We start from the raw sequence: 5,031 nt of genomic DNA on the forward strand, positions 1-5,031 counted from the left end.
GGCGGGGTGGCCCGCGCGGCCTCCCGGCTGCTCGGGTGTCCGGCCGACTCAGCCCTGCGGGTTGTCCTGTGAGGCGAAGAGCCACGGCAGGTGGGCCGCCGCCGGCACGACGTGCGGGGCGAGTCGCGGCCGGCCGCGGGTCCACAGCAGGGCGTGGGTGAGCGCGCGGTGCCGCCGGGTGACGGTGCGCCAGCTCCGCTCGTAGCGCTCCGGGCGGTCGGCCAGGACGCTGTCGACCAGGGCCGCCGCGCCGGCCATGGCGAGCGTCAGGCCCTCCCCCGTCAGGGCGTCGACGTAGCCGGCCGCGTCGCCCACCAGCAGCACCCGGCCGGCCGCCCGGGCCCGGGCCCGCTGCCGCATCGGCCCCGCACCGCGCACCGGGCCCGCCGCGGCGTCCGTCAGGCGGGCCAGCAGCGCGGGGAACGCGGCGAGGTGCTGCTCGAACGAGCCGCGGTGCGCGGTGAGGACGGCGACCCCGACCAGGTCCGGTGCCAGCGGCGTGACGTAGGCCTCGGCGGCGGGCGACCAGTGCACCTCCACGCAGTCCGACCACGGGGCGACGGCGAAGTGCCGGCGCAGGCCGTGCCGGCGGGGCCCGGTCGGCGGGCCGTCCAGCCCGAGCCGGCGCCTGATCGGCGAGTGCAGGCCGTCCGCGGCCGCGAGGTACCGGGCCCGCAGCCCCGCCGCCGCGACCGACCCGGCGTCCTGGCGCAGGACGTCCACCCGCACCGGCAGCACCCGGACGCCGAGCTGCCGGGCCCGGTCGGCGAGCGCGGCGTGCAGGTCGGTGCCGCGCACCCCCAGGCCCGGTGCGCCGCGGAACCTGGCCTCGGCCCGGTGGCGGGCGTCGAGGTAGCGGATGCCGTGCAGCGGCCGTCCCGGGACCTCGATGCCGAGTCCGGCCAACGCCTGCGCGCCGTGCGGCATCAGCCCCTCGCCGCAGGCCTTGTCGATCGGCCCGGGGCGCGGTTCGGCGACGACGACCTCCAGTCCGGCGCGGGCGGCGTGGATCGCGGTGGCCAGGCCCGCGGGTCCGCCACCGGCCACGAGCAGGTCGATCACCCGGGTGCCGCCTGGGCCAGGGCGGCGTTCTCGCAGCGCAGCCGGGTGGCCAGCAGGGGGAGGTTGAGCAGGGTGAAGACCGTCGCGGTGAGCCAGGCGCCGTGGACCAGCGGCAGCGCGAGCCCCTCGACGACCACGGCCAGGTAGTTCGGGTGCCGCAGCCACCGGTACGGGCCGCGGTCCACCAGGGCCAGGCCCGGCACCACGATCACCCGGGTGTTCCACCGCGGCCCGAGGCTGCTGATGCACCACCAGCGCAGCGCCTGGGCCAGCAGGACGGCCACGAGGGCCGGCCAGCCGAGCCGGGGCAGGAACGCCCGGTGCAGCAGTTCGGTCTCCAACAGGCACCCGGCGAGCAGGCCGGTGTGCAGGGCGACCATCACGGGGTAGTGGCCGGCGCCGTGTTCGACGCCGCCGCGGGCGCGGCTCCAGCGGGCGTGCCGCCGGGCGGTGGCCAGCTCGGCGAGCCGTTCCAGGGCGACCAGCAGGATCAGGACCGCATAGGGGTTCATCGGCGGCTACCAGCGCAGGAGGACGAGTTCGACACAGAATCCGGGCCCCATCGCCAACAGCAGGCCGGGCGTCCCGGGCAGCGGGTGCTGCTCGGCGAGCGTGTCGCGCAGGATGTGCAGGACGGAGGCCGAGGAGAGGTTGCCCACCTCCGCCAGCGAGCGCCAGGTCGCCTCCAGCGCGCGGGCCGGCAGGTCGAGGGCCTCGCGCACCGCGTCCAGCACCTTGGGACCGCCCGGATGGCAGATCCAGACGGCCACGTCCGCCGTCTTGACCTCGTACTCGGCGAGGAAGTCGTTCACCACGCCGCCGAGCTGACGACGGACCAGCTCGGGCAGGTCCGCGCCGAGCATGATGTGGAACCCGGTGTCGCCGATGGTCCAGCCGAGCAGGTGCTCCGTGCCGGGGAAGAGGTGGCTGCGGGTCGCGACGACGGCGGGGCCGGCGGCCCGGCTCCGGTCGTGCCCGGCTCCGACGGCCACGGCAGCGGCGGCGCCGTCACCGAACAGCGCGCCGGCCACCAGGTTCTGCATCGAGGTGTCGGCGCGCTGGAGGGTGAGCGAGCACAGCTCGACCGAGAGCAGCAGTGCCACCTCGTCCGGGTGGCCGACCAGGTAGTCGTGCAGCCGGGCCAGGCCGGCGGCGCCCGCGACGCAGCCGAGGCCGAAGACGGGCACCCGTTTCACGTCCGGCCGCAGGCCCAGCTCACCTGCCAGGCGCGCCTCCAGCGACGGCGCGGCGAGGCCGGTGACCGAGGTCGAGAACACCAGGTCGACGTCGCGTGGGGCGAGACCCGCGCGGTCGAGGGCGCCGCGGACGGCGTCGCGGCCGAGCTCCAGCCCGGCGGCGAGGAAGGCGTCGTTGCGCGCCCCGAACCCGTCGATCCCGGCGTACCGCTCCAGCGGCAGTGCGAGATGACGCCCCGTCACGGTGGAGGCCGCGTGCACGCGCTCCAGCACGGCCAGGTCGTCGCGCGGCAGGCGGCAGGACGAGGCGAGCATGCCCGTGATCTCCTCCTGTCGGTAGCGGTGCGGGGGCAGGACACCGTGAACCGCGACAATTCGGGTCATTCCGTCATGGTAGGTGTCGCACCACGCGAACGGGCGGCATGCTGCTCCACCGGGCGCGGCTGACGTACCGCGGGGCACCACCGCCGACGCACCACCGCCGACGCACCGCCGGCCGGGAGTGGCTGACGGACCGTCGGGCGTGGCTGGCGCACCGCCGGCTCCGGGCCCGGCTAGCATCAGGTGTGCCCACCGAAGCCGTGCCGCGTCGGGCCGGCGCCCCGGTCGCGCTGCTGCTGGCCGCGCACCCCCTCCCGGCCCTCGCCGTCACCGGCCTGGCCACGGCGCTCGCCGCGGCCGTCGGGCGCGGCCCGGCCGGGTGCCTGCTGGTGGCCCTGGCCGTGCTCAGCGGCCAGCTCTGCATCGGCTGGAGCAACGACCGCATCGACGTCGCCCGCGACGTCCGCGCCGGCCGGCGGGACAAGCCGCTCGCCGTCGGCACCCTCGCACCGTCGTCCGCCACGGCCGCGGCCTGCGCGGCGGGCGGTCTCTGCGTCCCCTTCTCCTTCGCCTCCGGACCTGCGGCGGGCCTCGTGCACCTGCTGGCGGTCGCGGCCGGGCTGTCCTACAACGCGGCCCTCAAGCGCACCGGGTGGTCCTGGGCGCCGTACGCGCTGGCGTTCGCGCTGCTGCCGGCCTTCGTCACCCTGGGCCTGGCCCCCGACCGGCCGTGGCCACCCGGGTGGCTGCTCGCGGCCGGAGCGCTGCTCGGCGTCGGCGCGCACCTCACCAACGTGCTGCCGGACATCGAGGCGGACCTGGCGTGCGGGATCCGCGGCCTGCCCCACCGGCTGGGTCCGGGCCGCAGCCGCGCCCTTGCCGCGCTCACCCTGCTGGCGGCCTCCGCCGTGCTGGTGCTGGGCCCGCCCGGAGCGCCGGGGGCCACCGGTTGGACCGGACTGGCGGCCGCCGCCGCGCTCGCCACCGCCGCGGCACTCCCCCGCCCCGCACGGCCGGACAGCCGCCTGCCGTTCCTGCTCGCCATCGCGCTGAGCGCGCTCGACCTGGTCCTCCTGCTGCTGCGCGGCACCGACCTGCACTGAGCCCGGGGGCGGGGCACGGCTCGGCTGCGTACCCGGGCGAGCCCCCGCACCCTTGCGCGTGCGGGAGCCCGGCCGGTGCCGTGGATGTCAGTGGAGCACGTCGAGGGCGTTGGCGGCGTCGTCGACGAAGTAGACGGCGTCGCAGTCCTCGGCCACCGCCAGCCCGAACAGGGCGCCCGCACCGGGCGGGTCACCGCTGTCGTCCAGCTGGCGCACCGCCACCTGGTCGCCGTGCGGGTCGGTCTCGACGATGTTGCCGTCGCCGCCGTTGACGGTGAGGAGGTGACCGTTCGGGGCGACGGCCAGGCCGAGCGGAGCGTTGAGGTTGCCGCCGGCGCTGACGACCTCGCCGGTCCCGGCGCTGTGCTCGCGGGTCAGCGCGTGCGGAATGGCGGTGATCCGGCTGTTGACGGTGTCGGCGACGTAGAGGGTGCCGTCGTGGCCGAGGCCCACGCCGGTCGGACCGACGACCAGGGCGCTCGGGTCGGTCTTCTGGGCGAAGCCGGAGCCGATCTCGGTGGTCCGCACCCGGGTCGGGGGCCGGTCGCCGTGGCGTTCCAGGCTGATGCGCAGCACCGTTCCCCGGTCCACCTCGCTCCCGCCGCCCGCCACCGTCCCGTTGAGCACATTGGTGACGAAGAGGTCGGTGTCGTCGCCGTGGCTGACGGCCGTCATGTCCCACGGACCGTTGATGCCGTCGCCGGTCAGGGTCTCGCGGACCGTGCCGTGGCTGTCGAGGACCAGCAGGCACCCGGCCCGGGCCGTCGCCGACATGCCGTCACTGGTGGGCAGGCTGCCGACGACGACCCAGCCGCCGGGCAGCACGCTCAGCGCGGTCGTCAGCCCGACCCCGCCGGGACACGGGCCCGGCAGGTGGGCCGGGTCGATCTGGCTGAACGTCGTCACCCCGCCCTGCGGGGTGATCTGCACCAGGGTGGTGCCGGTGCCCTGCAGGTTCTGACCGTTGTTGAAGTTGCTGACCAGGACGTTGCCCTGCCGCAGGTCGCCCTCGTCGTGCTGGATGACGACCGTGCCGTACGGGTTCACATCGCCGTTGGCGGGGACGGTGGAGGCGATCTGGTCGATGGTGGTCAGGCGGTCGAGGAACGCTCCGCCGGGCTCGGCCGACGCGGGAGCGGCCGCGGCCACCGCTCCGACGGCGAGCGCGACCACGAACGGGGCGAGCCTGCGGCCGAGCAGGGAGGGAGGAAGAGTACGCATATCAGCACGATAAGTATTCGAACGATCGCCGTCCGTCACGACATGCGGAGGCGGCCGGGCGGACCGTCGCCGTGGCCGAACGGGCGGGGGCCACGGCGACGGGCCCACCCTGCGTCAGCTGGCCCGGT

5 protein-coding genes are annotated in these 5,031 nt (G+C 76.2%); 1 reads left to right on the forward strand and 4 read right to left on the reverse strand.

Annotated elements, in window-relative coordinates:
• Positions 1-48: 48 nt before the first annotated feature.
• Genes ACFW1A_RS38460 through ACFW1A_RS38470 form a run of 3 tightly spaced genes read right to left on the reverse strand, consistent with a single transcriptional unit; the run spans position 49 to position 2,642 of the window.
• The gene (locus tag ACFW1A_RS38460; protein WP_380417962.1) at positions 49-1,062 is read right to left on the reverse strand and encodes an NAD(P)/FAD-dependent oxidoreductase; all 1,014 of its coding nucleotides are present in this window, start codon (positions 1,060-1,062) and stop codon (positions 49-51) included.
• Positions 1,059-1,574 carry an isoprenylcysteine carboxyl methyltransferase family protein gene (locus tag ACFW1A_RS38465; RefSeq protein WP_380417964.1) on the reverse strand — a complete coding sequence of 172 codons (516 nt, stop codon included), beginning with the start codon at positions 1,572-1,574 and terminating at the stop codon, positions 1,059-1,061. Before ACFW1A_RS38465 ends, ACFW1A_RS38460 begins: the two co-directional genes overlap by 4 nt.
• Positions 1,575-1,580: 6 nt before the next feature.
• Positions 1,581-2,642, reverse strand: a complete 1,062-nt coding sequence (locus ACFW1A_RS38470; protein ID WP_380417966.1) for a type III polyketide synthase — start codon at positions 2,640-2,642, stop codon at positions 1,581-1,583.
• A 182-nt stretch (positions 2,643-2,824) separates the two neighbouring features.
• Here ACFW1A_RS38470 and ACFW1A_RS38475 point away from each other — a divergent pair, with 182 nt between their 5' ends.
• Complete coding sequence (locus ACFW1A_RS38475) at positions 2,825-3,682, forward strand: UbiA family prenyltransferase (RefSeq protein WP_380417968.1); 858 nt, start codon at positions 2,825-2,827, stop codon at positions 3,680-3,682.
• A gap of 87 nt (positions 3,683-3,769) precedes the next feature.
• On the opposite strand, the gene ACFW1A_RS38480 is transcribed toward ACFW1A_RS38475, so the two are convergent.
• Positions 3,770-4,903 carry a hypothetical protein gene (locus ACFW1A_RS38480; protein ID WP_380417970.1) on the reverse strand — a complete coding sequence of 378 codons (1,134 nt, stop codon included), beginning with the start codon at positions 4,901-4,903 and terminating at the stop codon, positions 3,770-3,772.
• Positions 4,904-5,031: the final 128 nt, after the last annotated feature.

It is taken from the genome of Kitasatospora sp. NPDC058965, assembly GCF_042741245.1.
GTDB lineage: Bacteria > Actinomycetota > Actinomycetes > Streptomycetales > Streptomycetaceae > Kitasatospora.